This is a genomic window from Citrobacter sp. Cb004 (genome assembly GCF_030337065.1).
Lineage (GTDB): Bacteria > Pseudomonadota > Gammaproteobacteria > Enterobacterales > Enterobacteriaceae > Citrobacter > Citrobacter braakii.
In genome coordinates this window covers 47,723-70,227 of the sequence record NZ_JAOWCH010000066.1, presented here as the reverse complement: position 1 = coordinate 70,227, position 22,505 = coordinate 47,723, and the positions used below count along the sequence as shown (strand labels likewise).

General features: G+C 51.9%; 20 protein-coding genes. 9 read left to right on the top strand and 11 right to left on the bottom strand.

The genetic code is table 11. From position 1 onward, the window contains the following. Positions 1 to 37 precede the first annotated feature (37 nt). Complete coding sequence (gene decR, locus OGV65_RS17605) at positions 38 to 496, bottom strand: DNA-binding transcriptional regulator DecR (protein WP_016152059.1); 459 nt, start codon at positions 494 to 496, stop codon at positions 38 to 40. A gap of 116 nt (positions 497 to 612) precedes the next feature. Between decR and OGV65_RS17600 the strand changes: the two genes are divergently transcribed. Next, positions 613 to 1,668 carry a PLP-dependent cysteine synthase family protein gene (locus OGV65_RS17600; RefSeq protein WP_181220742.1) on the top strand — a complete coding sequence of 352 codons (1,056 nt, stop codon included), beginning with the start codon at positions 613 to 615 and terminating at the stop codon, positions 1,666 to 1,668. A 50-nt stretch (positions 1,669 to 1,718) separates the two neighbouring features. Here the strand turns inward: OGV65_RS17600 and cof are convergent, their stop codons facing one another. Next, the gene (cof, locus tag OGV65_RS17595) at positions 1,719 to 2,537 is read right to left on the bottom strand and encodes an HMP-PP phosphatase (RefSeq protein WP_016152057.1); all 819 of its coding nucleotides are present in this window, start codon (positions 2,535 to 2,537) and stop codon (positions 1,719 to 1,721) included. A gap of 217 nt (positions 2,538 to 2,754) precedes the next feature. On the opposite strand from cof, the gene OGV65_RS17590 reads away from it, so the two are divergent. Together OGV65_RS17590 and queC are read left to right on the top strand one after the other, a co-directional pair. After that, on the top strand, positions 2,755 to 4,455 hold the full coding sequence (locus OGV65_RS17590) for an SgrR family transcriptional regulator (protein WP_286455282.1): 1,701 nt from the start codon (positions 2,755 to 2,757) through the stop codon (positions 4,453 to 4,455). A 64-nt stretch (positions 4,456 to 4,519) separates the two neighbouring features. Beyond that, on the top strand, positions 4,520 to 5,215 hold the full coding sequence (gene queC, locus OGV65_RS17585; RefSeq protein WP_003021638.1) for a 7-cyano-7-deazaguanine synthase QueC: 696 nt from the start codon (positions 4,520 to 4,522) through the stop codon (positions 5,213 to 5,215). A gap of 107 nt (positions 5,216 to 5,322) precedes the next feature. On the opposite strand, the gene fadM is transcribed toward queC, so the two are convergent. The 9 genes from fadM to bolA form a co-directional block, all read right to left on the bottom strand. After that, complete coding sequence (gene fadM, locus OGV65_RS17580; protein ID WP_016152055.1) at positions 5,323 to 5,721, bottom strand: long-chain acyl-CoA thioesterase FadM; 399 nt, start codon at positions 5,719 to 5,721, stop codon at positions 5,323 to 5,325. A 105-nt stretch (positions 5,722 to 5,826) separates the two neighbouring features. Continuing rightward, a complete protein-coding gene (locus OGV65_RS17575) occupies positions 5,827 to 6,201 on the bottom strand; it encodes a helix-hairpin-helix domain-containing protein (RefSeq protein ID WP_047416882.1) in 375 nt (124 codons plus the stop codon). Between the two features lie 146 nt (positions 6,202 to 6,347). Next, positions 6,348 to 8,222 (bottom strand): peptidylprolyl isomerase, encoded by a 1,875-nt coding sequence (gene ppiD / locus OGV65_RS17570; protein ID WP_016152053.1) that lies wholly within the window; start codon positions 8,220 to 8,222, stop codon positions 6,348 to 6,350. Positions 8,223 to 8,489: 267 nt separating this feature from the next. Next, positions 8,490 to 8,780, bottom strand: a complete 291-nt coding sequence (hupB, locus tag OGV65_RS17565; protein WP_219352570.1) for a nucleoid-associated protein HU-beta — start codon at positions 8,778 to 8,780, stop codon at positions 8,490 to 8,492. A 190-nt stretch (positions 8,781 to 8,970) separates the two neighbouring features. Continuing rightward, positions 8,971 to 11,325 (bottom strand): endopeptidase La, encoded by a 2,355-nt coding sequence (lon, locus tag OGV65_RS17560; RefSeq protein ID WP_016152052.1) that lies wholly within the window; start codon positions 11,323 to 11,325, stop codon positions 8,971 to 8,973. A 184-nt stretch (positions 11,326 to 11,509) separates the two neighbouring features. Next, entirely contained in the window at positions 11,510 to 12,784 is a 1,275-nt protein-coding gene (gene clpX, locus OGV65_RS17555; protein ID WP_003831013.1) for an ATP-dependent protease ATP-binding subunit ClpX, read from the bottom strand. A gap of 126 nt (positions 12,785 to 12,910) precedes the next feature. Beyond that, the gene (gene clpP / locus OGV65_RS17550) at positions 12,911 to 13,534 is read right to left on the bottom strand and encodes an ATP-dependent Clp endopeptidase proteolytic subunit ClpP (protein ID WP_003021624.1); all 624 of its coding nucleotides are present in this window, start codon (positions 13,532 to 13,534) and stop codon (positions 12,911 to 12,913) included. Positions 13,535 to 13,781: 247 nt separating this feature from the next. Beyond that, positions 13,782 to 15,080, bottom strand: a complete 1,299-nt coding sequence (tig, locus tag OGV65_RS17545; RefSeq protein WP_003021622.1) for a trigger factor — start codon at positions 15,078 to 15,080, stop codon at positions 13,782 to 13,784. Positions 15,081 to 15,424: 344 nt separating this feature from the next. Further along, positions 15,425 to 15,742: a transcriptional regulator BolA gene (bolA, locus tag OGV65_RS17540; RefSeq protein ID WP_016152051.1), complete on the bottom strand. Its 318-nt coding sequence runs from the start codon at positions 15,740 to 15,742 to the stop codon at positions 15,425 to 15,427. Between the two features lie 306 nt (positions 15,743 to 16,048). Between bolA and OGV65_RS17535 the strand changes: the two genes are divergently transcribed. The 6 genes from OGV65_RS17535 (at position 16,049) to OGV65_RS17510 (ending at position 22,498) form a co-directional block, all read left to right on the top strand. Then, a complete protein-coding gene (locus tag OGV65_RS17535; RefSeq protein ID WP_016152050.1) occupies positions 16,049 to 16,627 on the top strand; it encodes a lipoprotein in 579 nt (192 codons plus the stop codon). A gap of 44 nt (positions 16,628 to 16,671) precedes the next feature. Further along, on the top strand, positions 16,672 to 18,147 hold the full coding sequence (gene ampG, locus OGV65_RS17530; protein WP_103283542.1) for a muropeptide MFS transporter AmpG: 1,476 nt from the start codon (positions 16,672 to 16,674) through the stop codon (positions 18,145 to 18,147). A gap of 459 nt (positions 18,148 to 18,606) precedes the next feature. Further along, complete coding sequence (cyoA, locus tag OGV65_RS17525; protein WP_003847580.1) at positions 18,607 to 19,554, top strand: cytochrome o ubiquinol oxidase subunit II; 948 nt, start codon at positions 18,607 to 18,609, stop codon at positions 19,552 to 19,554. Positions 19,555 to 19,573: 19 nt separating this feature from the next. Then, positions 19,574 to 21,565 (top strand): cytochrome o ubiquinol oxidase subunit I, encoded by a 1,992-nt coding sequence (gene cyoB / locus OGV65_RS17520; protein WP_003831008.1) that lies wholly within the window; start codon positions 19,574 to 19,576, stop codon positions 21,563 to 21,565. Next, a complete protein-coding gene (locus tag OGV65_RS17515; RefSeq protein WP_003831007.1) occupies positions 21,555 to 22,169 on the top strand; it encodes a cytochrome o ubiquinol oxidase subunit III in 615 nt (204 codons plus the stop codon). Before cyoB ends, OGV65_RS17515 begins: the two co-directional genes overlap by 11 nt. Further along, on the top strand, positions 22,169 to 22,498 hold the full coding sequence (locus tag OGV65_RS17510; RefSeq protein ID WP_003831006.1) for a cytochrome o ubiquinol oxidase subunit IV: 330 nt from the start codon (positions 22,169 to 22,171) through the stop codon (positions 22,496 to 22,498). Before OGV65_RS17515 ends, OGV65_RS17510 begins: the two co-directional genes overlap by 1 nt. Positions 22,499 to 22,505: the final 7 nt, after the last annotated feature.

Below are 22,505 nucleotides of genomic sequence, written 5' to 3'. Positions count from 1 at the left end.
GTCCTGACAAGATTTCCGGCAATAAGCGCCGGGAGAGTTATTCAATAGGGAGCGCAGTTGTGTATTTAATCTGTTCCATCGCAAAGCTGGAGGTGACGTCAGACAGGCCCGGTACGCTGTTCACCAGGCGCTTATAAAATTCATCGTAGCTTTTCATATCGGCGACCTGCACTCGCATCAGGTAATCATATTCCCCTGCCATACGCCAGAACCCCAGAACCTCCGGCATACCGGTGACTTCGGTGACAAAGCGGCAATACCATTCACTGCTGTGATGCTGAGTCTTAATCAGCACAAACGCGGTCAGCCCCAGCCCCAGTTTTTCTGGATCTAACAGGGCGACTCTACCCAGCAGGATACCGTCATCCTCAAGCCGTTTGAGGCGTTTCCAGCAGGGGGTGGTAGTCAGATTAACGGCATCTGCTAACGCCTGCAAAGAAAGGGTGCAGTCCTGTTGCAGTAAGCTAAGCAGCTTACGGTCAATTTTGTCTAACATATCCACTCCACAGAGAAGAATTTTCTCCTTACATTCTATTTTAAAGGCTAAATGGCAACAATTTTTTCCGTGCTTTTCGCTATTCTTGGCACAAAATGACAAATGGATATCTATTAATGATGAATAGCTCCTGGGTTAAAAACGCCATCAATGAAATCAACGCGGATTATCAGCGTTCTGCGGATACGCATCTCATTCGTCTGTCGCTACCGGCGTTCCCGGGCATTCAGATCTATTTAAAAGATGAGAGCACGCATCCCACCGGGAGCCTGAAGCATCGTCTGGCGCGTTCACTGTTTCTGTACGGATTGTGCAATGGCTGGATTAAAGAAGGCACCACCATCATTGAATCATCGTCCGGTTCAACGGCGGTCTCCGAGGCTTATTTCGCCCGACTGTTAGGACTGCCGTTTATTGCCGTCATGCCTTCCTGTACGGCGAAGCGTAAAATTGAACAGATTGAGTTTTACGGTGGTCGCTGTCATTTCGTGGAAAGCGCCTGTGAAATCTATGCGGCCTCTGAACAGCTGGCGCGTGAGCTGAACGGTCATTACATGGACCAGTTCACTTATGCTGAGCGCGCTACCGACTGGCGTGGCAATAACAATATTGCTGACAGCATCTTCCGTCAGATGCAGTGCGAGCCCAACCCCGTCCCCCGCCATATTGTGATGAGCGCCGGAACCGGCGGCACCTCTGCAACCATTGGCCGCTATATTCGCTGTCAGGGCTACGATACTCGCCTGATGGTGGTGGATCCGGAAAACTCAGTCTTTCTGCCCTTCTGGCAGGATCGCGATGCAACGTTACGCAGCCCGATAGGAAGCAAAATCGAAGGCATCGGCCGCCCACGTGTCGAACCCTCCTTCATTCCTGACGTAGTCGATGAAATGCTGCGCGTGCCGGATGCCGCAAGCGTGGCCACCGCACACTGGCTGGAAACGCAGTTGGGCCGCAAAGTCGGCGCTTCAACCGGCACCAACATGTGGGGAACGCTGCAACTTGCCGCCCGTATGCGCGATGCCGGAGAAAGCGGTTCACTGGTCACGCTGCTGTGCGACAGCGGCGAACGCTATCTTGAAACCTACTACAACCCGCAGTGGATCGACACGCACATCGGTGATTTAACGCCGTGGAAAGCGGAACTCACCCGGCTTCTGAACACCCATTAATGGGATAAAAAAAAGCCAGACGCGAAGTCTGGCTTGCTGGAAGGGATCTCTCATTCGGGGGAATAAGGTAGATGCGGATTGTCCAGCCAATGCGTCAAAAAGTGTGACACCGCCTGATTGCGGCAATGCCCAATCACCGACAAATGCGGCAGTTCAGCAATCAGTTGTGGCATCGCGTTGCCCATAATCAGGCCGCGCCCAACGCTGCCTAACATTTCGCGATCGTTCATGGCATCGCCAAACGCCATACATTCGGCCATTGAATAACCTAAGTGGTCGCTTAGTACCGCCAGCGCCGATCCTTTGTTACAGCCCACCGGCAGCACCTCAAGGCAATCAACCGCGGAAAAACAGAGATTTGCCTGCTCACCCAGCGCCTCATTCAGTTGAATGCGTAATTGGATCAGGGAGTCATGATCCCCACAGAAACAGACTTTCGTTACCTGATGAGCCGGGATACGTTTCACATCGACGATCTGGTAGCGAAATCCGCTATACACATGCGCCTGTAGCAGCGATGGGATCTCTTGTCCGGTGAACCAACCGTTGTCATTAAAGACATGCATGCTGGCTGTGGTATCCCACTTCTGATGTAACACGATATCCGCCACAGTCGGATCCAGATCCTGACGGTGCAATACATCGCCCTCAACAGAGTGAATGCGCGTGCCGTTACCCGTGATCAAAAAGGCGTCCAGTGAGATAGAACCCAAAATATGGCGCATCTCCAGCACATGGCGGCCGGTGGCAAATGTCAGGGTGATCTCGCGTTCACGCAGGCGCGCCAGCGTTGAAAGCGTTTCGTCACCTAAATGGTGATTCGGCATCAAAAGGGTGCCATCCATATCAAATGCAGCCAGACGAGCCATTTCTTTCTCCACACTGTGACGCGGTTAACTTGTGATTCAGTATCACCTGAGATATACGGAAGTAATAGTGAATAGATAAAATGAATTGTTCCGGGTTTATTACACAAAATCATTCAAGTTGCATCCAGGCGGCAAGTGAATGAACGTCCAGGAGCATGCAGTGACTGGGGTGAATTAACGCCGCCAACAAAGAGGCAGCTTGAAGGATGACGTGTATATGAGATTGTTGAATCGCCTGAATCAGTACCAACGCCTGTGGCAGCCGTCGGCGGGAGAACCGCAGTCGGTGACCGTCGGGGAGCTGGCAGAACGCTGTTTCTGCAGCGAGCGCCACGTGCGTACCCTGCTGAAGCAAGCGCAGGATGCTGGCTGGCTGGAGTGGCACGCCCAGTCGGGGCGTGGGAAACGCGGGCAACTGCGCTTTTTGGTGACGCCAGATTCGCTACGCAGCATTATGATGGAGCAAGCGCTGCAAAAGGGGGAGCAACTTAGCGTACTGGAGCTGGCTCAGCTGGCGCCGGGAGAATTAAGAACGCTGCTCCAGCCGTTTATGGGCGGGCAGTGGCAAAACGACACCCCAACCCTGCGTATCCCCTATTACCGCCAGCTCGACCCTTTGCACCCTGGATTTCTCCCTGGTCGCGCAGAACAACACCTCGCCGGACAAATATTCTCGGGCCTGACCCGGTTCGACAGTATTACGCAACGCCCCTGCGGAGATTTAGCCCACCACTGGAATATCTCCGCCGACGGCCAGCGCTGGGATTTCTATATTCGCTCCACCCTGTACTGGCATAACGGCGATGCGGTCAGCAGCACACAGCTACATCAACAGTTGCTGAAGCTGTTAGAGCTACCCGCGTTAAACAAGCTGTTTATCAGCGTAAAGCGCATTGAGGTGACGCATCCCCAGTGCCTAACCTTTATTTTGCATCGCCCCGACTTCTGGCTGGCGCATCGTCTGGCAAGCTACAGCAGTCACCTGGCACATCCCGAACTCCCGTTTGTTGGTACCGGTCCGTTCCGGTTGACGCTGTTTACCCCTGACCTGGTGCGCATCGAGAGTCACGATCACTACCACCTGAGTCATCCGCTACTAAAAGCCATTGAATACTGGATAACCCCGCAGCTTTTCTCCCAGGATTTGGGCACCAGCTGTCGCCATCCGGTTCAAATTGCAATTGGTAAACCCGAAGAGCTTCCCATGCTAAGCCAGGTAAGCAGCGGGATCAGCCTCGGTTTCTGCTATCTCACGCTCAGAAAAAGCGCGCGGCTGAATACGCAGCAGGCCCGTCGCCTGGTCAATATTATCCACCGATCTTCCCTGCTACAAACGCTTGACGTGGATGAAAACCTGATCACGCCAAGCAATGCGCTGCTGCCGGGATGGACGATCCCCCAATGGGATGAACGGGATGACGTGCCGCTACCGGAAAAACTTACGCTAGCCTATCACCTGCCGGTAGAGTTGCACGCCATGGCTGAACAGCTTCGCCAGGCGCTGGCGCTACTCGGCTGTGAATTAACGCTTATTTTTCATAATGCTAAAAACTGGGATGGCGACCATCCTTTAGCCCAGGCCGACCTGATGATGGGCGACAGGCTGATTGGCGAAGCGCCTGAATATACCCTCGAACAGTGGCTGCGCTGCGATCAGCTCTGGTCACATGTATTGAGCTCACCGGCATATACTCATCTGCAAACCACCCTGGATGCCCTGCAAATTCAGGCCGATGAAGACAATCGTCATGCGGCTTTACAACACGTTTTCGCCTCACTGATGCATGACGCGACCCTGACACCGCTGTTCAATTATCACTATCGTATTAGCGCTCCGCCGGGCGTGAACGGCGTACGCCTGAATCCTCGCGGCTGGTTTGAATTTACCGAAGCCTGGCTACCGCCCCCGTCGGCGTGAAGAAGCTGGTCGGCGACACGCCCAGGCGCTACCATAAGGGTTTCGTTATTTGTCAGGAAAAACCATGAAACGTGCCGTTGTTGTATTCAGTGGGGGTCAGGACTCCACAACCTGTCTGGCGCAAGCGCTGCATCAGTATGATGAAGTGCACTGCGTGACCTTTGATTATGGTCAGCGCCATCGCGCTGAGATTGATGTCGCACGTGACCTGGCCTTAAAACTTGGCGCGCGTGCGCACAAGGTACTTGATGTAACGCTGCTCAGCGAACTGGCCGTCAGTAGCCTGACCCGCGATAACATTCCGGTACCCGATTACGAACCGGATGCGAACGGCATTCCCAATACCTTTGTGCCAGGACGCAATATTCTGTTTTTAACGCTGGCGGCGATTTACGCGTATCAGGTGCAGGCGGAGGCAGTCATTACCGGCGTTTGTGAAACGGATTTCTCTGGATATCCGGACTGCCGCGATGAGTTCGTCAAAGCCCTGAATCATGCCGTAAGCCTGGGAATGGCGAAAGATATTCGCTTTGAAACCCCGCTGATGTGGATCGATAAAGCCGAAACCTGGGCACTGGCCGATTACTGGGGCAAGCTGGACCTGGTACGCGAAGAAACGCTGACCTGCTATAACGGCATCAAAGGTGACGGTTGCGGTCACTGCGCGGCCTGTAATCTGCGCGCCAACGGCCTGAACCATTATCTGGCAGATAAACCGGCAGTGATGGCGGCAATGAAGCAGAAAACAGGACTAAAGTGATCGTTTTGCCGGATGGCGGTGCACGCACCTTATCCGGCTTTCGACATTCACCATGGTCAATATCGCCCGTAAGCCTGATAAGCGAAGCGCCGTCAGGCTTCCTTCCATCACTTCACCATCTGCTCCAGTTTTTCGCGCAACTCCCCTTCCAGCGGTAGCGCCTTTTGCGTTTTCAAATCAATACAGACGAAGGTAATCAACGCGTCTGCCACCACCTGTCCTTCCGGCTCCAGGGTGATAGTCTGGTTCAACACACCGCTTTTGCCATTTAACTGTTGCACCTGACTGGTAATGGTCAGCAGGTCGCTCAGCACCGCAGGGCGGCGGTAGTTAATGTTAATATTCACGACCACAAAAGCGATGTTGTGTGCGGTCATCCACTGAAAGCTGTCGCTGTTTTCCAGGCCATCCCAGCGGGCTTCTTCCAGAAACTCAAGATAGCGAGCATTGTTAACGTGCTGATAGACATCAAGATGAAAACCACGAACTTTGATTTGTGTTTGCATAGCGCAGGAGCCTTACGTTGTTTTTATAGGAACACACTTTAGGGTAAGAGGTCATAACTGGTATGACCTCTACAGTCTGGCAAACTTTCAGCACTCTGCAAGTTATTAAAGTGTTAAAACTGCCAGATTGCGCTCTACCAGCGAACTCCCCATGCCCGGCACCTGCTTTAAGTCCTCCACCGTTTTAAACGGCCCGTACTCCTCACGATAGCTGACAATCGCCTGTGCTTTCTTCAGACCTACGCCATTCATGACTCGCGCTAAATCCTCCGCAGAAGCGCTGTTGATGCTTACCCTGGTGCCTTCATCATCGCTCGCTTTAGCCGGTTGCGTGGCTTTGCTTTGTGCTACTCCCGTAGCATCCGCTTTGGCTTGAGTCGCCTGGCTTTTGGCGACTGGCTCTGCAGCCAGTGCGCTTTGAGCCATACCGGCGCAGGTCAATGAAAGGGTAATAAGCAGGGCTTTGATTCCATGTTTCATACTGTTTTCTCCTTGTTTGTTAACAGTGGAATCACGATAGCGAGGTGCAGAACGGCAGACAAACGGCAAATATCAGAAATGGAAAAGGCCGCGAAAGCGGCCTTTGGTTGATACAACTTTTTGCAATTTTTTGCGAGTAGCCTCGGTTATTGCTGCTGTTCCAGCGCGTCACCGACTTTAATTTTTGCGGCTTTACGCAGGTTGCTCATCAGCGCTTCAAAGACAATCTGCGCATTGTTCTGGGTAATCCCCTGAACCATCGCTTTCTTCTGCTCTTCAGGCATAGAACCGGCTTTCACCTCGTCCAGCGCCAGCAGTACAACGTTACCCTGCATGTCGTTCGCCACGCCGTAGCTCGGTTTGTCTTTCGCCGGCAGGCTCAGGCCAAAGGCCGCCTGACTCAGCGGATCCTGACCCGTACGGCTCAGCGTTTTCGCTTCGCCAAAGCTCAGACCCGCCGCTTTCATGGCTTCATCGCCCTTACCAGCTTTCAGATCCGCCAGCAGTTTATCGGCATCAAGCTTCGCCTGCTGCTCTGCTTTATTGTGCTTAACAAGCGCAGTTACCTGATCTTTCACTTCAGCCAGTGGTTTAACGGCTTCAGCTTTGTGCTCTGCAATTCGCAATACAAACGCGCGATCGCCATCCACGGTGATGATGTCGGAGTTACTGCCAGGCGTACCGTTCTCACCAACCAAACCACCATTGAAAATGATGTCAGCGACCGGTTTGAAGTTCAGCTCTTCCGGCAGACTGTCACGGCTAAACCAGCCCGTTTCAACCGCTTTCATACCCGCCGCCTGCTCCGCACCCGCCAGGGATTCGTTATCGTTGCTGGCGGCATCGCTCACTTTCTGCTGCAGCGCATAGTAGGCATCCAGCGCTTTTTCCTGCTTCACTTTCGCCGCAATGTCGTCGCGGGCTTCGCTCAGCGGTTTAACCTGCGCAGGCTGCACGTCGTCAAGACGCGCAACGAGGAAACCAACGGAAGACTTAATCACACCTGACAGCTGGCCTTTCTCTTTCAGACCGGCATTCTTCAGCTCATCCGGGGTGGTGGAATCTTCCAGCCATCCCATGTCGCCGCCTTTACGGGCAGAGATGATGTCAGCAGATTTTTCTTTTGCCAGCGCAGCGAAATCACCGCCTTTGTTCAGCTCGTCCAGTACCGCTTTGGCTTCATCTTCCGTTTTGGTCTGAATGATGCTGTAGCGGTTACGCTGCGGCTGAGTGAACTGATCCTGATGCTGGTCATAATAAGCCTGAATATCCGCATCGCTGGCCGTCTCCTGCATAGCAGCAGCATCCAGCTTGATGTAGCTCACGCGGAACTGTTCCGGCGTCATAAAGTTGTTTTTATTCTGCTCGTAGTAGCTGGCAACTTCCTGCTCGGTAACAGACTGCTTCGCGGCCAGTGCGTTAACGTCAATTGTCGCCTCGCGAACGATACGCTGCTGTGCGACCAGCGCCGCCAGCTCGTCCGTTTCGCCTTTCAGCATGAAGTCCGTACCGGCAACGCCGTTAATCAGTTGCTGGGTAGTAAGCTGATTACGTAATGCCTGAGCGTACTGGTCTGCGGTCATTCCCATCTGATTAACAATCGCGTTGTAGCGATTGTTATCAAATTTACCGTCCACCTGGAACGCAGGCGTGGCGAAAATAGCCTGTTTAACCTGATCGTCGCTGATGTTGAGATTAAGCTCGCGGGAGTACTGATCCAGCAGCGCTTCGTCAATAAGACGATTCAGCACCTGCTGACGCAGCGTTTTCATGTAGCCTTCGTTCGCAGCCAGTTCGGAGTATTGATCGCCCAGCTGTTGCTGCATGCGGTTACGTTCGCTGTTGAACGCATTCTCGAACTGCCCGCGGCTAATCTCCTGGCCATTCACTTTGGCGGCGAAGTTATTGCCCCCGCCAATCAGGTAACCACTCACGCCGGTCAAAATGAACGACACGATAATGATACCGAAAATAATCTTGAGCACGAGACTGTTAGCAGCCGTGCGTAAGCTGTCCATCATGGTGTAACCACACTCCGCTGTAGATGACTATACGCGTTATCTCTCAAGCCGCCTGCGCGTTGTCACAACAGCGGCGGCAAGGATTTTGAGTATATATGCTTCACGCAGCATAGCGTTTCCTGAACGCTGCGTACAAAGGCCTATTGTGACAAGAAACAGGGGCAATTGTCAGCCCACAACGCGTAGAAAGTACCGGAATTACAAATAAAAAAGGCACATCAGTCGATGCGCCCTTGTACTTCGTCACATCCCCAAAGGGGAAATCACTTAGTTTACCGCGTCTTTCAGTGCTTTACCTGCACGGAAGCCCGGTACTTTAGCCGCGGCGATGGTGATCTCTTTACCTGTTTGCGGGTTGCGACCAGTACGGGCAGCACGCTCTTTAACGGCAAAAGTACCAAAACCTACCAGCGCTACGTCATCACCTTCTTTCAGAGATTCAGTAACAGAAGCAATAATTGCATCTAACGCACGTCCAGCCGCAGCTTTAGAGATATCAGCCCCTGCAGCAATTTTGTCGATCAGTTGAGATTTATTCACTCTTCTCTTCCTCTTTATAATTTATATCGCACCTGAATCCTTCAAAGTGCGAACGCGCAGCAGTTATATCAGGCCTGCCATGCCCTTACAACACCCGTTAATGATGGCAAGCCTAATCCGTCATCTAAATTAGCTATACAAAAAAAGGCTGGCAAGTCCGAAATGGCCTGCCAGCCCTGTTTTTATTAATGCTCTTTGCGCGAGGTCACTATTTTGCGGTCACAACCTGCATTCCGGAGGGCTCATTTTGCAACGCGAGCGTCAGAACCTCCTCAATGCGTTTCACCGGATGGATGTCCAGATCGGCAATTACGTTGTCCGGAATCTCTTCCAGGTCACGTTTGTTTTCGTCTGGAATTAAGACCGTTTTAATACCACCACGGTGTGCCGCCAGCAGTTTTTCTTTCAAACCACCAATAGGCAGAACCTGGCCACGCAGGGTGATCTCGCCGGTCATCGCCACGTCGGCGCGAACCGGGTTACCGGTCAGACAAGAAACCAGCGCGGTACACATGGCAATACCTGCACTCGGACCGTCTTTCGGCGTCGCCCCTTCAGGTACGTGAACGTGGATGTCGCGTTTTTCGTAAAAGTCGGGATTAATACCCAGTTTTTCCGCACGCGCGCGCACCACGGTCAGCGCAGCCTGAATGGATTCCTGCATGACTTCACCCAGAGAACCGGTGTAGGTCAGCTTGCCTTTACCCGGTACGCAAGCGGTTTCGATGGTCAGCAGATCGCCGCCCACTTCCGTCCATGCCAGACCGGTTACCTGACCAACGCGGTTTTCGTTGTCCGCGCGGCCATAGTCAAAGCGCTGTACGCCCAGGTAGTCGTGCAGGTTGTCGCCATTGATCTCAATATGTTTCAGCGACTTGTCGAGCAGCAGCTGTTTCACCGCTTTACGGCACAGTTTGGAAATTTCGCGCTCCAGACTACGCACGCCAGCTTCACGGGTGTAATAACGAATAATGCCCACAATGGCGCTATCGTCGACCGTCAGCTCGCCTTTTTTCAGCGCGTTACGCTCAATCTGTTTCGGCAACAGGTGACGTTTAGCAATGTTCAGCTTCTCGTCTTCGGTATACCCGGACAGACGGATCACTTCCATACGATCCAGCAACGGTGCGGGAATATTCATGGAGTTAGAGGTCGCAACGAACATCACGTCGCTGAGATCGTAGTCCACTTCCAGGTAGTGATCGCTGAACGCCACGTTCTGCTCTGGATCCAGCACCTCAAGCAGTGCGGAAGCCGGATCGCCACGCATGTCGGAAGACATTTTGTCAATCTCATCAAGCAGGAACAGCGGGTTTTTAACGCCCACTTTAGCCATTTTCTGGATCAGTTTACCCGGCATCGAACCAATATAGGTCCGGCGGTGACCGCGAATTTCAGCTTCATCACGCACGCCGCCCAGCGCCATACGGATGTATTTACGTCCGGTTGCTTTAGCGATGGACTGTCCCAGAGAAGTTTTACCTACCCCCGGCGGCCCAACCAGGCACAGGATCGGCCCCTTGATTTTATTCACACGGCTTTGAACCGCGAGATACTCAAGAATACGGTCTTTGACGCGTTCCAGACCGTAATGGTCGGTATCGAGGATTTCCTGAGCCTGACGCAGATCTTTTTTGACCTTGCTACGCGCATTCCACGGCACCTGAACCATCCAGTCGATGTAGCCACGGACTACGGTCGCTTCCGCTGACATCGGAGACATCATTTTCAGCTTCTGCAGTTCTGCTTCCGCTTTCTCTTTTGCCTCTTTCGGCATTTTCGCCGCGTCGATTTTACGCTTCAACGCTTCGTTTTCGTCCGGCGCATCGTCCATCTCGCCGAGCTCTTTCTGAATGGCTTTCATCTGCTCGTTCAGATAGTACTCACGCTGGGATTTTTCCATCTGCTTTTTAACGCGGTTGCGAATGCGTTTCTCAACCTGCAGCAGATCGATTTCAGACTCCATCATCGCCATCAGATATTCCAGACGTTCGTTAACGTCGGACATCTCCAGTACGGACTGCTTGTCAGCAAGCTTCAGCGGCATGTGCGCAGCGATGGTGTCCGCCAGACGTGCAGGATCGTCAATGCTGTTCAGCGACGTCAGCACTTCGGGCGGGATTTTCTTGTTCAGCTTGATATAGCCTTCGAACTGGCTGATAGCGGTACGCACCAGCACTTCCTGTTCGCGCTCATCAATAGCAGGCGAGTCAAGGTACTCCGCTTTCGCAGAGAAGTGCTCACCGTTGTCAGACAGCGCTGAAATACGCGCGCGCTGTAACCCCTCGACCAGCACTTTTACGGTGCCGTCAGGCAGTTTCAGCATCTGCAAAATAGAGGCCACGGTCCCGACGGTGAAAAGATCGTTTACACCCGGCTCATCCGTTGACGCTTCTTTCTGGGCAACCAGCATGATTTTTTTATCATGGTCCATAGCCGCTTCCAGACAACGGATAGATTTTTCCCGCCCTACAAATAAGGGTATGACCATGTGCGGATAAACCACCACATCGCGCAACGGCAATACGGGGATTTCAATGCGTTCAGAACGCTCAGGATTCATAGAGCTCTCTCTTAGTTTAGTTTCCGCCAGGTAATCAGGTGGTACGACTGTGCTCCACACCACCTTTAACATGTATGTCAGTATATGGGGATGTTTCCCACACATTCAACGCCATGTTTACGGAAAAATAAAAGGGGAGATAAAATCCCCCCTTATTAATTAAATGTCTGTATGAATTGATGAATTATTCGCCAGATGCCTGCTGCGCTTCCGGCTTACCGTAAATCAGCAATGGCTTGCTCTGGCCGCCAATCACCGACTCATCGATCACCACTTTTTCGACGTCTTCCATAGAAGGCAGATCGTACATAGTGTCAAGCAGTGCGGCTTCGACGATAGAACGCAGACCACGAGCACCGGTTTTACGTGCCATCGCTTTTTTGGCGATCGCATCCAGCGCTTCCTCACGGAATTCCAGATCGACACCTTCAAGATTGAACAGCGCCTGGTACTGCTTGGTCAGGGCATTTTTCGGCTCTTTCAGGATCTGGATCAGCGCTTCTTCACTCAGTTCGCTCAGCGTCGCTACAACCGGCAGACGCCCGATGAACTCAGGGATCAGACCAAATTTGATCAGATCTTCCGGCTCCACCTGCGACAGCAGTTCACCTTCACTGGCTTTATCAGACTGCGCTTTTACCGTTGCGCCAAAACCAATGCCGGAGCCCGTTTCAACACGGTTAGCAATGACTTTATCCAGACCGGCAAAGGCACCGCCGCAGATAAACAGGATCTTGGAGGTATCAACCTGCAGGAATTCCTGCTGAGGATGTTTACGCCCCCCCTGCGGTGGAACGGCAGCAACCGTACCTTCGATCAGTTTCAACAGCGCCTGCTGTACGCCTTCGCCGGAAACGTCACGGGTAATGGACGGGTTGTCAGACTTACGAGAAATCTTGTCGATTTCATCGATATAGACGATCCCGCGCTGTGCTTTCTGCACGTCGTAATCGCACTTCTGCAGCAGTTTCTGAATAATATTTTCAACATCTTCACCCACATAACCAGCTTCGGTCAGCGTGGTGGCATCAGCCATAGTGAACGGAACGTCCAGCAGGCGTGCCAGCGTTTCAGCCAGCAGCGTTTTACCGGAACCCGTCGGGCCAATCAGCAGGATGTTACTTTTGCCCAACTCGACGCCATTGCTGGTGTCGCCGTTGCGCAGACGTTTGTAATGGTTGTATACCGCGACCGCCAGCACTTTCTTCGCCTGCTCCTGACCGATAACGTAATCGTCCAGGTGGTTGCGAATTTCATGCGGCGTCGGCAGCGCACTGCGTTCACGGTGCGGTGCTACTTCCTTAATCTCTTCGCGAATGATGTCGTTACATAAATCAACACATTCGTCGCAGATATACACGGATGGTCCGGCAATCAGCTTACGCACTTCATGCTGGCTTTTGCCGCAAAAAGAGCAGTACAACAATTTGCCCGAGCCATCTTTGCGTTTATCTGTCATGGGTCAAAACCTCTTCTTTGTTCTTTGTGCCGCACACGACGACGCAAATGCCATTCTCAGGCGCAAGACGCTAGTCAGCGTTGTGCCGCTCCAGGTAATTATAGCGGTACACCTGCGCGCTGGGCATTAATTACGATGGGTCAAAATCGAGTCGACCAGACCGTACTCTACCGCTTCAGAAGCGGAGAGGAAGCGATCGCGCTCGGTATCACGTTCAATCTGCTCAAGAGATTGACCCGTATGATGCGCCATAAGTTCGTTCATGCGCCCTTTTACCTTCAGGATTTCACGGGCATGAATTTCAATATCCGTTGCCTGGCCCTGGTAACCGCCCAGAGGCTGGTGGATCATGACGCGAGAGTTAGGCAGGCAAAAACGTTTACCTTTCGCCCCGGCAGTCAGCAGGAACGCGCCCATTGAGGCCGCCTGGCCCATACAAATGGTGCTGACGTCCGGCTTAATAAACTGCATGGTGTCATAGATAGACATCCCGGCAGTGATCACTCCACCAGGGGAGTTGATGTACAGGTAGATATCTTTTTCTGGGTTTTCTGCTTCCAGGAACAGCATCTGCGCCACGATCAGGTTAGCCATATGGTCTTCGACCTGGCCGGTCAGAAAAATGACGCGTTCCTTAAGTAGACGAGAATAGATATCAAAAGAGCGCTCACCACGTGAGGTCTGTTCAATGACCATCGGCACCAGCGCCATATGGGGTGCAAAGTTATCTCGTTCGCCGCTGTATGACATTTCCGTCTCCTGGATAAAATTTGAAAAAACCTGCTGTGCTGATTGTAACCTTATGGACGGATTATCAGCTAGTCCCTCTGTAATGGGTACGACATCGCCATAATTCAAGCATAACAATCTTTTGTTGTAACGCTAACACTGAAACGCTGTTTTCGCACTCTTCCCATGCAAAATCCGTGACAAAAAAAAACCCGCCACCAAAAGGTGACGGGCTTGCGTACGAAATTCGTGCTAAATAAGAGACGAATTACGCCTGCTGGTTCATCAGCTCGTTGAAGGAAGTGGCTTTTTCAGTCACTTTCGCTTTCGCCAGAACGGCTTCAACAGCCTGCTCTTCCAGAGCGACGTTACGCATGTTGTCCATCAGCTCTTTATTTTTGCTGTAGAACTCAACAACTTCTTTCGGATCTTCGTAAGCAGAAGCCATCTCTTCGATCAGGCCTTTAACGCGATCTTCGTCAGCTTTCAGCTCGTTGGTACGAATCACTTCGCCCAGCAGCAGACCTACAACTACGCGACGCTTAGCCTGTTCTTCGAACAGTTCACGCGGCAGTTCCAGAGCTTGTTTTTCGTTGCCGCCAAAACGCTGTGCAGCCTGACGACGCAGAACGTCGATTTCGCTGTCGATCAGAGCAGCCGGAACGTCGATGTCGTTAGCTTTTACCAGACCTTCGATCGCCTGAGATTTAACGCGGTTACGCACAGCGCCTTTCAGCTCGCGTTCCATGTTTTTACGTACTTCAGCGCGCAGACCCGCTACGGAACCATCTTCAACGCCGAAACGTTTGATGAATTCTTCAGTCAGTTCCGGCAGTTCGCGCTCTTCAACTTTCTTCAGGTTGATAACGAACTTAGCGGCTTTACCTTTCAGGTTTTCAGCGTGGTACTCTTCCGGGAAGGTCACATCGATAGTGAACTCTTCGCCAGCTTTGTGGCCTTTAACACCTTCTTCAAAGCCTGGGATCATACGACCCTGGCCCATCGCCAGTACGAAGTCAGACGCTTTGCCGCCTTCGAACTCTTCGCCGTCTACAGAGCCGGTGAAGTCGATGGTTACACGGTCTTCTGCATCAGCAGCGCCGTCTTTGTCTTTCCAGGTAGCCTGCTGCTTACGCAGGGTGTCCAGCATCACGTCAACGTCAGCGTCGGTGACTTCAACAACCGGTTTTTCAACTTCGATTGCTTCCAGGCCAGTCAGCTCAACTTCCGGGTAAACTTCGAACTCTACCGCGTAAGTAAAATCTTCACCCAGTTTGTATTCGCCCGGAACGTAGTTCGGTGCGCCAGCCGGATTGATTTTTTCTTTGATGATCGCGTCAACGAAGTTGCGGCTCATCAGGTCGCCCAGAACGTCCTGGCGAACAGACGCACCATAACGCTGAGCAACAACATTCATCGGTACTTTTCCTTTGCGGAAACCGTCAATACGCACTTTCTTCGCTACGTTGACCAGCTCGCTTTTCACAGCGGTCTCGATGCTGTCAGCAGCGATAGTAATCGTTACACGGCGGCCAAGGCCTTGAGTGGTTTCAACTGAAACTTGCATCTTGTTACCTCAAAAAATCACAGTGCTCGGTCAACTCTTCTCCGCAAGCACAGGTTGTTGGCTTCGCGGAACTGGGATGTTCTCATAAGCAATCACATTCCCTGTCGTCAGAATCATCCCGAAGACATTCCGAAAAATAAGACGCGCATTATAGCGGCATCACTTTTATGAGTCGAGAACGGTTATCGCGCGTTGCTGCGGCTTTTTTCACAATTCCCGGCTAATTTTTGTCTGAATACTGTACGACTGCCCCAGAATTCAGACAAAACAAAACGGCCCGCAGGCCGTTTTCACATAATCTGTAGCAACATACTGGAAAAGCGTCGGTTGTTGCAAATCCGTTTTTACGCGATGCTTCCCGCCCCACGACACGGAGGCGATGCAAAAATCGTATCCTGCAACGCTTCCCACTCCTTAATGGTGTAGGTATGCAGGGCAAGTGCATGAACGGTTGTGGAAAGCTCCACCGTTAAGGTGCTGTAAATCATCCGATGACGATTCAGAAAACGCTCACCTGTAAAGCGATCGCTAACCAGCACAACCTTAAAGTGGCTTTCAGAACCTGCCGGGACATTGTGACGATAGCTTTCATCCACAACTTCGAGGAACACGGGTTGGAACGCTGCCCTTAATTTTTCTTCTATTTGCTCACGAATCATCATGAAGTTTTTCCTCCGACAACGCTGAGATGTCACCCATCCCTTTAAATACTAGCCGCTTTTACCGCTTTCATTACACCTTAGCAACAAAAAATTAGCGTTTGTCTGATTTTCTCAGCCAAATGGATGAAGTTCACTAAATCCTCACTTCGATTTATTGCAAAAAGTCCGTTTATGGTCTCCACAAAGACATAAAACTGACAACACAATGAATTTACATGCGTTACCCACTTCCCCTCATCGTTGGCGATGTTATGATGGCGGGAATTTTCTCCAACCATACAATTTAGATTCGCTGAGAGCCCTGGCATGTTTAAAAAAATCCTCGTCCCGTTTGTCGCGCTGTTTATGTTAGCTGGATGCGCAACGCCGCCGACCACTATTGAAGTTTCCCCGAAAATTACCCTGCCACAGCAGGACCCGAGCCTGATGGGTGTGACCGTTAGCATCAATGGTGCCGACCAGCGTCAGGATCAGGCGCTGGCAAAAGTTACCCGTGACAACCAGCTTGTTACCCTGACCGCGTCCCGCGATCTGCGCTTCCTGCTGCAAGAAGTACTGGAAAAACAGATGACCGCACGCGGTTATATGATTGGGCCAAACGGTGCTGTTAACCTGCAAATCATTGTTAGCCAGCTGTATGCAGACGTGTCCCAGGGTAGCGTGCGCTATAACATCGCCACCAAGGCAGACATCGCCATCATTGCGACTGCTGCTAACGGCAACAAGATGACCAAAAACTACCGCGCAAGCTATTCTGTTGAAGGCGCACTGCAGGCCTCTAACAAAAATATCGCTGACGCCGTTAACAGCGTGCTGACCGATACCATCGCTGATATGTCTCAGGACACCAGCGTTCACGATTTCATCAAGCAGAACGCTCGTTAATTTCTGCCCATATGGCCCGGCGTTCGTCGGGCCTATAGAAGCCCATGTCCAGTCATTACTTACGTATTTTTCAGCAACCACGTTCAGCTATCCTGCTCATACTGGGATTCGCCTCCGGTTTACCGCTCGCACTGACCTCGGGTACGCTTCAGGCATGGATGACAGTCGAGAATATCGATCTTAAAACCATCGGTTTCTTTTCTCTGGTCGGCCAGGCCTACGTGTTTAAGTTCCTCTGGTCTCCGCTAATGGACCGCTACACGCCGCCGTTTTTAGGTCGACGCCGTGGTTGGTTGCTGGCAACTCAGGTGCTGTTACTGATTTCTATCGCCGCGATGGGCTTTCTGGAGCCTGGCACGCAGCTACGCTGGATGGCCGCGCTTGCGGTGGTGATCGCGTTTTGCTCGGCATCGCAGGATATCGTCTTTGACGCATGGAAAACCGACGTGCTACCCGCCGAAGAACGCGGCACTGGCGCGGCTATCAGCGTGCTGGGCTATCGTTTAGGGATGCTGGTTTCCGGTGGGCTGGCTCTGTGGATGGCCGACCGCTGGCTGGGCTGGCAAGGAATGTACTGGCTGATGGCGGCGCTGCTGATACCTTGCATCATCGCTACCCTGCTAGCGCCCGAACCGACTGATGCCATTCCGGTGCCCAAAACGCTGGAGCAAGCGGTTGTGGCCCCGCTGCGCGACTTCTTTGGTCGTAACAACGCCTGGCTAATTCTGCTGCTTATCGTTCTGTATAAGCTCGGGGATGCCTTTGCCATGAGCCTGACTACAACCTTTTTAATCCGTGGTGTCGGATTTGATGCGGGTGAAGTTGGCGTGGTAAATAAAACGCTCGGACTGCTGGCAACCATCGTTGGCGCGCTGTACGGCGGGATCTTGATGCAACGCCTTTCGCTGTTTCGCGCATTGCTGATTTTCGGCATCCTGCAGGGGGCGTCGAATGCGGGCTACTGGTTATTGTCCATCACTGACAAACACATGTTCAGTATGGCCGCCGCCGTCTTCTTTGAAAACCTGTGTGGTGGTATGGGTACGGCAGCGTTTGTCGCCTTATTAATGACGCTGTGCAATAAGTCCTTTTCAGCGACCCAGTTCGCTCTGCTCTCCGCGCTTTCAGCCGTTGGTCGCGTTTACGTTGGCCCGGTAGCAGGTTGGTTTGTTGAAGCGCACGGGTGGCCAACGTTTTATTTGTTCTCTGTGTTTGCCGCTATCCCCGGCCTCATACTGCTGCTGGTTTGTCGCCAGACTCTGGAACATAGCTGGCAAAATGAGAGCTTCATTCCGCGCACGGAATTTCGTAGCGCGTACAGCCTGGCATTAATGACGTTGGTTGCGGGCTGCTGTCTGCTGGTGGTTTGGCTGCTGCTGTTAACCATGAACGCGCTGGATTACACCAACTTCTCCTTCCTGCCGGAACTGCTGGAAATCTCGGTGGTGGTCGCGGTCTGCGGGGTCGTTTTTGGTGGATTGCTGGATTATCTGGCACTGCGCAAAACCCGCCTGGTGTAAAAATCCACATTAATATCGCCGTTGTAATCACCCTGCGTAATTATAACGGCTAAATAAACAACAATTACTAAAAATATTATTTGTTATTTTGTGCGCCAAAGAATTTGGAAATTATTGACACCTTTTATATATACTATTTCCCTTACTCGATTCAGCCACTACAGATTTATTTTTTGTTCTTCAATTGTCTTTTTATTGATAATCAATTGTTAAACAATTGTTTTATTTTCGTATTGGTTATACCAATTGCCCTCAGCACGTCTCCCGCTTGCCCGCTTTCGTTATAACGTGATGTTGCAACAGGTTCTTAAAGTCAAAACGACATATATTGCAACATATGTGACATGCCCGGCAGAACCCAGTAACACAGATCCAAGGATGTTTACAGTAATGTAACCTTCCCGTAAAATGGCCTCACACTTTAAACGCCACCCGGTCCCGTGGAATTGAGGTCGTTAAATGAGACTCAGGAAATACAATAAAAGTTTGGGATGGTTGTCATTAATTGCAGGCACTGCATTACTCAGTGGCTGTAATTCTGCGCTGCTTGACCCTAAAGGACAGATTGGACTGGAACAACGTTCTCTGATACTGACGGCATTTGGCCTGATGTTGATTGTCGTTATTCCTGCCATCTTGATGGCTGTTGGTTTCGCCTGGAAGTATCGTGCAAGCAATAAAGATGCGAAGTACAGCCCGAACTGGTCACACTCCAATAAAGTGGAAGCTGTGGTCTGGACGGTGCCGATCTTAATCATCATTTTCCTTGCCGTACTGACCTGGAAAACCACTCACGCTCTTGAGCCAAGCAAACCGCTGGCGCATGACGAGAAGCCCATTACCATTGAAGTGGTTTCCATGGACTGGAAATGGTTCTTCATCTATCCGGAACAAGGTATCGCTACCGTGAATGAAATCGCCTTCCCGGCGAATACTCCGGTTGAGTTCAAAGTGACGTCCAACTCCGTGATGAACTCCTTCTTTATCCCGCGTCTGGGTAGCCAGATTTATGCCATGGCCGGTATGCAGACTCGACTGCATCTGATCGCCAACGAAGTCGGTACTTATGATGGTATCTCCGCAAGCTATAGCGGACCAGGCTTCTCCGGTATGAAGTTCAAGGCTATCGCAACAAAGGACCGCGCCGAATTCGACCAATGGGTTGCTAAAGCTAAACAGTCCACGAACACCATGAGCGACATGGCTGCGTTCGAAAAAGTGGCTGTGCCAAGCGAATACAACCAGGTGGAATACTTCTCCAACGTGAAACCAGATTTGTTTAAAGACGTTATTAACAAATTTATGGCTCACGGTAAGAGCATGGACATGACCCAACCCGAAGGTGAGCACAGCGCACACGAAGGAATGGAAGGCATGGACATGAGCCACGCGGAATCCGCTCACTAAGGGGCCGAGGAAGAATACGATGTTCGGAAAATTGACGCTGGATGCAGTGCCGTTCCATGAACCAATTGTCATGGTTACGATCGCTGCCATTATCATCGGTGGTGCGGCCTTACTGGGCCTAATCACTTACTTCGGTAAGTGGACCTACCTGTGGAAAGAGTGGCTAACTTCGGTTGACCACAAACGCCTTGGCATCATGTATGTCATTGTCGCAATCGTCATGTTGATTCGTGGCTTTGCCGACGCCATCATGATGCGTAGTCAGCAAGCGCTGGCTTCTGCAGGTGAAGCGGGCTTCCTGCCACCTCACCACTACGACCAGATCTTCACGGCTCACGGCGTGATTATGATCTTCTTCGTGGCAATGCCATTTGTTATCGGTCTGATGAACCTGGTGGTTCCGCTGCAGATCGGCGCACGTGACGTTGCATTCCCGTTCCTGAACAACCTGAGCTTCTGGTTCACCGTTGTCGGCGTAATCCTGGTTAACCTGTCTCTGGGCGTGGGTGAATTCGCACAGACCGGTTGGCTGGCGTACCCGCCACTCTCGGGAATAGAGTACAGTCCAAGCGTCGGGGTCGATTATTGGATATGGGCAGTCCAGTTGTCCGGTATTGGTACAACCCTAACCGGGATCAACTTCTTTGTGACCATCATTAAGATGCGTGCGCCAGGAATGACCATGTTCAAGATGCCGGTATTTAGCTGGGCATCGCTGTGTGCGAACATCCTGATTATCGCGTCTTTCCCAATCCTGACGGTTACCGTCGCGTTGCTGACCCTGGATCGCTATCTGGGCACCCATTTCTTTACCAACGATATGGGCGGCAACATGATGATGTACATCAACCTGATTTGGGCCTGGGGCCATCCGGAAGTGTACATTCTGGTTCTGCCGGTCTTCGGTGTGTTCTCCGAAATCGCTGCAACCTTCTCACGTAAACGTCTGTTTGGTTACACCTCACTGGTGTGGGCAACCGTGTGTATCACCGTTCTGTCGTTCGTTGTTTGGCTGCACCACTTCTTCACCATGGGTGCAGGCGCTAACGTAAACGCCTTCTTCGGTATTACCACCATGATTATCGCCATCCCGACCGGGGTGAAGATCTTCAACTGGCTGTTCACCATGTACCAGGGTCGTATCGTATTCCACTCAGCGATGCTGTGGACGATTGGCTTTATCGTAACCTTCTCAGTCGGCGGCATGACCGGCGTACTGCTGGCGGTTCCGGGTGCGGACTTCGTGCTGCACAACAGTCTGTTCCTGATTGCGCACTTCCATAACGTTATCATCGGCGGCGTAGTATTTGGATGCTTCGCAGGTATGACCTACTGGTGGCCAAAAGCGTTTGGCTTCACGCTGAACGAAACCTGGGGTAAACGCGCATTCTGGTTCTGGATCATCGGCTTCTTCGTGGCGTTTATGCCGCTGTATGTGCTGGGCTTTATGGGGATGACCCGTCGCCTCAGCCAGCAGATTGACCCGCAGTTCCATCCGATGCTGGTCGTTGCCGCCTGCGGTGCCGCGCTGATTGCATTGGGTATCCTGTGCCAGCTGATTCAGATCTTCGTTTCTATTCGCGACCGCGAGCAGAACCGCGACCTGACCGGTGACCCATGGGGTGGTCGTACGCTGGAGTGGGCAACCTCTTCCCCGCCTCCGTTCTACAACTTTGCCGTTGTGCCGCACGTTCACGAGCGTGATGCCTTCTGGGAAATGAAAGAAAAAGGTGAAGCGTACAAGCAGCCTGCGCACTATGAAGAAATTCATATGCCGAAAAACAGCGGTGCCGGTATCGTCATTACCGCCTTCGCAACACTGTTTGGTTTCGCCATGATCTGGCATATCTGGTGGCTGGCGATTGCAAGCTTCGCAGGCATGATCATCAGCTGGATTGTGAAAAGCTTTGATGAAGACGTGGATTACTACGTGCCGGTCCCGGAAGTCGAAAAACTGGAAAACCAGCATTTCGATGAGATTACTAAGGCAGGGCTGAAAAATGGCAACTGATACTTTAACGCACGCGACTGCCCACGCGCACGAACACGGGCACCACGATGCAGGCCAGACCAAGATCTTCGGATTCTGGGTCTACCTGATGAGCGACTGCATTCTGTTCTCTATTTTGTTTGCAACCTATGCCGTTCTGGTGAACGGCACCGCAGGTGGCCCAACAGGTAAGGACATTTTTGAACTGCCGTTCGTTCTGGTTGAAACATTCCTGCTGTTATTCAGCTCTATTACTTACGGCATGGCGGCGATCGCCATGTACAAGAACAACAAGAGCCAGGTTATCTCCTGGCTGGCGTTGACCTTCTTGTTCGGTGCCGGATTCATCGGGATGGAACTCTATGAATTCCATCACCTGATTGTTAACGGTATGGGGCCGGATCGCAGCGGCTTCCTGTCTGCGTTCTTCGCGCTGGTCGGCACGCACGGTCTGCACGTCACCTCCGGTCTTATCTGGATGGCGGTGCTGATGGTGCAAGTTGCTCGTCGCGGCCTGACCAGTACTAACCGTACCCGCATCATGTGCCTGAGCCTGTTCTGGCACTTCCTGGATGTGGTGTGGATCTGTGTGTTCACTGTTGTTTATCTGATGGGGGCGATGTAATGAGTCATTCTAACGAGAGCGGCGGCGCATCCCATGGCAGCGTAAAAACCTACATGACAGGTTTTATCCTGTCGATAATCCTGACGGTTATTCCGTTCTGGATGGTCATGACAGGTTCTGCCTCTCCTGCCGTCATTCTGGGAACTATTCTGGCAATGGCAGTGGTACAGATTCTGGTGCACCTGGTGTGCTTCCTGCACATGAATAGCAAATCTGATGAAGGTTGGAACATGACAGCCTTTGTCTTTACTGTGCTAATCATCGCCATCCTGGTTGTGGGCTCCATCTGGATTATGTGGAACCTTAACTACAACATGATGATGCACTAAGAGCGGC

What these genes read in the sequence shown, in the direction of transcription:
- decR (WP_016152059.1), bottom strand. Translation starts at nt 496, where the DNA reads ATGTTAGACAAAATTGACCGTAAGCTGCTTAGCTTACTGCAACAGGAC.
- OGV65_RS17600 (WP_181220742.1), top strand. Translation starts at nt 613, where the DNA reads ATGATGAATAGCTCCTGGGTTAAAAACGCCATCAATGAAATCAACGCG.
- cof (WP_016152057.1), bottom strand. Translation starts at nt 2,537, where the DNA reads ATGGCTCGTCTGGCTGCATTTGATATGGATGGCACCCTTTTGATGCCG.
- OGV65_RS17590 (WP_286455282.1), top strand. Translation starts at nt 2,755, where the DNA reads ATGAGATTGTTGAATCGCCTGAATCAGTACCAACGCCTGTGGCAGCCG.
- queC (WP_003021638.1), top strand. Translation starts at nt 4,520, where the DNA reads ATGAAACGTGCCGTTGTTGTATTCAGTGGGGGTCAGGACTCCACAACC.
- fadM (WP_016152055.1), bottom strand. Translation starts at nt 5,721, where the DNA reads ATGCAAACACAAATCAAAGTTCGTGGTTTTCATCTTGATGTCTATCAG.
- OGV65_RS17575 (WP_047416882.1), bottom strand. Translation starts at nt 6,201, where the DNA reads ATGAAACATGGAATCAAAGCCCTGCTTATTACCCTTTCATTGACCTGC.
- ppiD (WP_016152053.1), bottom strand. Translation starts at nt 8,222, where the DNA reads ATGATGGACAGCTTACGCACGGCTGCTAACAGTCTCGTGCTCAAGATT.
- lon (WP_016152052.1), bottom strand. Translation starts at nt 11,325, where the DNA reads ATGAATCCTGAGCGTTCTGAACGCATTGAAATCCCCGTATTGCCGTTG.
- clpX (WP_003831013.1), bottom strand. Translation starts at nt 12,784, where the DNA reads ATGACAGATAAACGCAAAGATGGCTCGGGCAAATTGTTGTACTGCTCT.
- clpP (WP_003021624.1), bottom strand. Translation starts at nt 13,534, where the DNA reads ATGTCATACAGCGGCGAACGAGATAACTTTGCACCCCATATGGCGCTG.
- tig (WP_003021622.1), bottom strand. Translation starts at nt 15,080, where the DNA reads ATGCAAGTTTCAGTTGAAACCACTCAAGGCCTTGGCCGCCGTGTAACG.
- bolA (WP_016152051.1), bottom strand. Translation starts at nt 15,742, where the DNA reads ATGATGATTCGTGAGCAAATAGAAGAAAAATTAAGGGCAGCGTTCCAA.
- OGV65_RS17535 (WP_016152050.1), top strand. Translation starts at nt 16,049, where the DNA reads ATGTTTAAAAAAATCCTCGTCCCGTTTGTCGCGCTGTTTATGTTAGCT.
- ampG (WP_103283542.1), top strand. Translation starts at nt 16,672, where the DNA reads ATGTCCAGTCATTACTTACGTATTTTTCAGCAACCACGTTCAGCTATC.
- cyoA (WP_003847580.1), top strand. Translation starts at nt 18,607, where the DNA reads ATGAGACTCAGGAAATACAATAAAAGTTTGGGATGGTTGTCATTAATT.
- cyoB (WP_003831008.1), top strand. Translation starts at nt 19,574, where the DNA reads ATGTTCGGAAAATTGACGCTGGATGCAGTGCCGTTCCATGAACCAATT.
- OGV65_RS17515 (WP_003831007.1), top strand. Translation starts at nt 21,555, where the DNA reads ATGGCAACTGATACTTTAACGCACGCGACTGCCCACGCGCACGAACAC.
- OGV65_RS17510 (WP_003831006.1), top strand. Translation starts at nt 22,169, where the DNA reads ATGAGTCATTCTAACGAGAGCGGCGGCGCATCCCATGGCAGCGTAAAA.